Origin of the sequence: Pseudomonas tehranensis (assembly GCF_014268615.1) — a bacterium.
GTDB lineage: Bacteria > Pseudomonadota > Gammaproteobacteria > Pseudomonadales > Pseudomonadaceae > Aquipseudomonas > Aquipseudomonas tehranensis.
The window spans coordinates 1-4246 of record NZ_JABWQV010000344.1; the positions used below are offsets into that span (position 1 = coordinate 1).

Consider the following 4246-nt stretch of genomic DNA (forward strand, 5'->3'; position numbering starts at 1 on the left):
CGGGAGCAAGCTCCCTCGCCACAGGGGGCTTGCGGTGAAACAGCTAGCGCGCCTGCGCCTGTTCCACCAACCAGCCCATCAGTGCCTGCAATTGCTCCGAAGCCTGGGATTTGCGCGGGTACACCAAGTGATAGGCCAACCCGGTCCTGACCTTCAGTTCGAACGGCATCACCAGCCTTCCAGCGCTCAGGTCGTCGCCGATCAGCGACCAGTCGCCAATCGCCACGCCCGTGCCTTGGGAGGCCATGGACATCGCCAGGTCCAGGGTTTCGAAATGCTGGCCTTTGCTGACGTTGCTCAGTTGCACATCCGCGGCCTCCAGCCAGGCGTTCCAGTCGCGCCCGTCCGCGGTAGGGTGCAGCAGCAGATGGTGTTGCAGGTCGGCGGGTGTGCGCAGCGGCACCGGACCTTCAAGCAATGGACGTGAACACACCGGCGTCAGCTGTTCATCGAACAGGTGCAGGCCCGCCAGCGATGCATCCGGCGGTGGCCCGTAGACCACCGCCGCGTCGAAGGTTTCGCGCTGGAAATCCACGCCGTGGCGCGCGGTAGTCGTCAACTCCACCGGTATGTCCGGCCGTTCCTTCTGCCATTGCAGCAAACGCGGCATCAGCCAGCGCAGCACGCAGGTCGGCGCCTTGAGTTGCACGCTCTGGCGTTTCTCGTCGATCTGCTCCACCGCTTCAGCGATCAGGCCGAACACCTGTTGCACCCGTGGCAACCACGCCTGCCCCTGCGGCGTCAGGCTCAGGCCCCGTGCCTGACGCAGGAACAGCGCATAACCCAAATGCTCCTCCAGCCCGGCGATCTGCCGACTCACCGCGCCCTGGGTGATGTGCAACTGTTCCGCCGCCCGGGTGAAGTTGCAGCATTGGGCGGTGATCAGAAACGTGTGCAGCGCCGGGAGCGGGGGAAGGCGTTTCATTGGGGATCGAGCCATGACGTGGGGACATGGCTAGTATGACTTTTTATCCATTGTTGCGGCTATGGCCTGGCCGTTCCAATAACGCCATTCCCCGAAAACAAGAAGGGCAGTGGCAATGGCGACGTGCGGCGAAGTATTGGTCAAGTTACTCGAAGGTTATGGCGTGGAGCAGGTGTTCGGGATTCCCGGCGTGCACACCGTCGAGTTGTATCGCGGGCTGGCCCGTTCCAGCATCCGTCATGTGACGCCGCGTCACGAACAGGGTGCAGGGTTCATGGCCGACGGTTATGCCCGCGTCAGCGGCAAGCCCGGTGTGTGCTTCATCATCACCGGCCCCGGCATGACCAACATCACCACTGCCATGGGCCAGGCCTACGCCGATTCGATCCCGATGCTGGTGATCTCCAGCGTGCAGTCGCGCAGCCAGTTGGGCGGGGGGCGTGGCAAGTTGCATGAGCTGCCGAACCAGAGTGCGTTGGTGGCTGGCGTGGCGGCGTTTTCCCATACGCTGATGTCCGCCGCCGAGTTGCCGGGGGTACTGGCTCGGGCTTTTGCCTTGTTCCAGGCCGGTCGCCCGCGGCCGGTGCACATCGAAATTCCGTTGGACGTTCTGGTCGAGGACGCCGATGCCTTGCTCGCCAGCACGCCAGTGAACATCTGCCGTGCCGGGGCCGCGCCGAGTGCGGTGGCGCAGATGTCGGCCATGCTGGCTAAGGCGCAGCGGCCCTTGATTCTGGCCGGTGGCGGTGCCATCGACGCAGGCCGCGAACTGACCGAACTGGCTGAATGCCTCGGCGCGCCCGTGGCATTGACCATCAACGCCAAAGGCTTGTTGCCGTCCCGCCATCCTCTGCTGATCGGCTCCACGCAAAGCCTGGTGGCCACCCGCGCGCTGGTGGCCGAGGCCGACGTGGTGCTGGCCATCGGTACCGAGCTGGCCGAGACCGACTACGACATCACCTTCGCCGGCGGCTTCGAGATCCCCGGTGCATTGCTGCGCATCGACATCGACCCGGACCAGACCGTGCGCAACTACCCGCCGCACCTGGCGCTGGTGGCCGATGCCCGCAGCGCCAGCCAAGCCTTGCTCGATGGGTTGAAGCAACAATCCCTGACCCGGCGCGACAGCGATTGGGGCCCGGTGCGTGCCGCGCGGTTACGGGCGGATCTGGACCGGGACTGGGACGTCGCGACCCGCGCGCAGACCTTGTTCATCGACACGGTTTTGCAGGCCTTGCCCGACGCGGTATTCGTCGGTGATTCCACGCAACCGGTGTACACCGGCAACCTGACCTTCAACCCGGAACATCCACGTCGCTGGTTCAATGCTTCCACCGGCTACGGCACCCTCGGCTATGCCTTGCCGGCGGCCATCGGCGCCTGGCTCGGCGGCGTCGACGCCGGTCACGGTCGTCCGCCGGTGGTGTGCCTGATCGGTGATGGCGGCTTGCAGTTCACCTTGCCGGAGCTGGCCAGCGCCGTGGAAGCAGGCGTGCCAGTGATCGTGCTGCTGTGGAATAACCAGGGTTACGAAGAGATCAAGAAATACATGGTCAACCGCGCCATTGAACCGGTGGGCGTGGACATCTACACCCCGGACTTCATTGGCGTGGCCAAGGCCCTGGGTTGCTTTGCACACGCGGTCGACGGCGTGGAGCCATTGCGCACCGCATTGCTGGCGGCCCACAACCGCCAGGGCCCGACCCTGATCGAGATCGATCAGGCGCGCTGGATGATGGCGGTGGCCCAATGAATTTCCCCACCACCCAGGACGGCCTGTACATCAACGGCCAATGGTCATCGGGCGATCAGCATTTGCGGGTGATCAATCCGGTCACCGAGGCGCTGCTGACCACGGTCAATGGCGGCGATGAGCGTGCGGTCGATCAGGCCCTGAACGCGGCGACCCAGGCGTTGGCCCAATGGTCGAACACCACCGGCACCGAGCGCGGGGCGATTCTGCGCCGTATCGCCGCGGGTGTGCAGGCCGCGCGTGAGCGGTTGATGCACTTGCAATCGAGCAATAACGGCAAGCCCCTGTTCGAAGCGGCCATCGATGTCGACGACGTGGTCGCCACCTTCGAGTACTACGCCGAACTGGCCGAAGGGCTGGACGCCCGGCAGGACAGCCCACTGGCATTGCCCAGCGAAGACTTCAGTGCCCGCCTGCGCCGCGAACCCTGCGGTGTGGTGGGATTGATCGTGCCGTGGAATTTCCCGATGGTCACCACCGCCTGGAAGCTCGCCCCGGCCTTGGCTGCCGGCTGTTGTGTGGTGCTCAAACCTTCGGAGGTCACACCGTTGCCGGAGCTGGAACTGGCGTCGATCATCGGCGGCTGTGGCTTGCCGCCGGGCGTGTTCAACCTGATCTGTGGCACAGGCCTGGCGGTGGGTGCGCCACTGGCGAGCGATCCGCGCGTGGCGAAGATTTCCTTTACCGGCAGCAATGCGGTGGGCGTGCAGGTGATGCAACGGGCGGCGGAAACGGTGAAGGGCGTGAGCCTGGAACTGGGTGGCAAGTCGTCGTTGTTGGTGCTGGCCGACGCTGATCTGGAGTTGGCGGTGGAACTGGCCTGCGGTGGCGGTTTCTTCAATGCCGGGCAAATGTGCTCGGCCACCAGTCGCGTGCTGGTTGCCGATGAGCTGGCCGATGAATTCCTGCAACGACTCAAGACTCGCGCCGAAGCGATTCGCGTGGCTGACCCGTTTGACCCTGACGTGGAGATGGGCGCGCTGGTCAACCAGGCGCAATACCAGCGGGTGCTCGGGCACATCGACCGGGGCCTGAGCGCCGGGGCGACGCTGGTGTGCGGCGGGCAACGCCCCGCGCATTTGCCGCGCGGCTATTTTCTACAGCCGACAGTCTTCACCGACGTGCCTGTGGACAGCGCGCTGTGGTGCGAAGAAATCTTCGGGCCGGTGCTGTGTGTGCGCCGTTTCACCACCCTGGAGCAAGCGATTGCCCTGGCCAATGACAGCCGTTTTGGCCTGGTGGCCAGTGTCGTCAGTCGCGATACCGAGGTTGCCGAGCAGGTGGCCAATGCATTGCAGGCGGGGTTGGTGTGGATCAACGCCCCCCAGGTGATCTTTCCCCAGGCGGCGTGGGGCGGCTACAAGCAGAGCAGCCTGGGCCGCGAGTTGGGGCCTTGGGGGCTGGCGGCATTTCAGGAGATCAAGCATGTGGTGCGGGCGGTTTGAATTCTAGAGGTGGGGTGTCTTTACTGGCCCCATCGCGAGCAGGCTCGCTCCCACAGTTGATCTGGGTGAACGGAGAGTTTGTGTTCAATACAGATCCCTTGTGGGAGCGAGCCTGCTCGCGAT

3 protein-coding genes are annotated in these 4246 nt (G+C 64.6%); 2 read left to right on the forward strand and 1 reads right to left on the reverse strand.

What is annotated here, in order from left to right; all coding sequences use genetic code 11:
• Positions 1–43: 43 nt before the first annotated feature.
• Positions 44–925 carry a LysR substrate-binding domain-containing protein gene (locus HU811_RS25490; protein WP_186658806.1) on the reverse strand — a complete coding sequence of 294 codons (882 nt, stop codon included), beginning with the start codon at positions 923–925 and terminating at the stop codon, positions 44–46.
• Between the two features lie 115 nt (positions 926–1040).
• Here HU811_RS25490 and HU811_RS25495 point away from each other — a divergent pair, with 115 nt between their 5' ends.
• Together HU811_RS25495 and HU811_RS25500 are read left to right on the forward strand one after the other, a co-directional pair.
• Entirely contained in the window at positions 1041–2678 is a 1638-nt protein-coding gene (locus tag HU811_RS25495; protein WP_186658812.1) for a 5-guanidino-2-oxopentanoate decarboxylase, read from the forward strand.
• Positions 2675–4123 (forward strand): aldehyde dehydrogenase family protein, encoded by a 1449-nt coding sequence (locus HU811_RS25500; protein ID WP_186658809.1) that lies wholly within the window; start codon positions 2675–2677, stop codon positions 4121–4123. The genes HU811_RS25495 and HU811_RS25500 overlap by 4 nt, the downstream gene beginning before the upstream one ends.
• The last annotated feature ends 123 nt before the right edge of the window (positions 4124–4246 follow it).

Coding starts and splice junctions, on each gene's coding strand:
- HU811_RS25500 (WP_186658809.1), top strand. CDS start 2,675: ATGAATTTCCCCACCACCCAGGACGGCCTGTACATCAACGGCCAATGG.
- HU811_RS25495 (WP_186658812.1), top strand. CDS start 1,041: ATGGCGACGTGCGGCGAAGTATTGGTCAAGTTACTCGAAGGTTATGGC.
- HU811_RS25490 (WP_186658806.1), bottom strand. CDS start 925: ATGAAACGCCTTCCCCCGCTCCCGGCGCTGCACACGTTTCTGATCACC.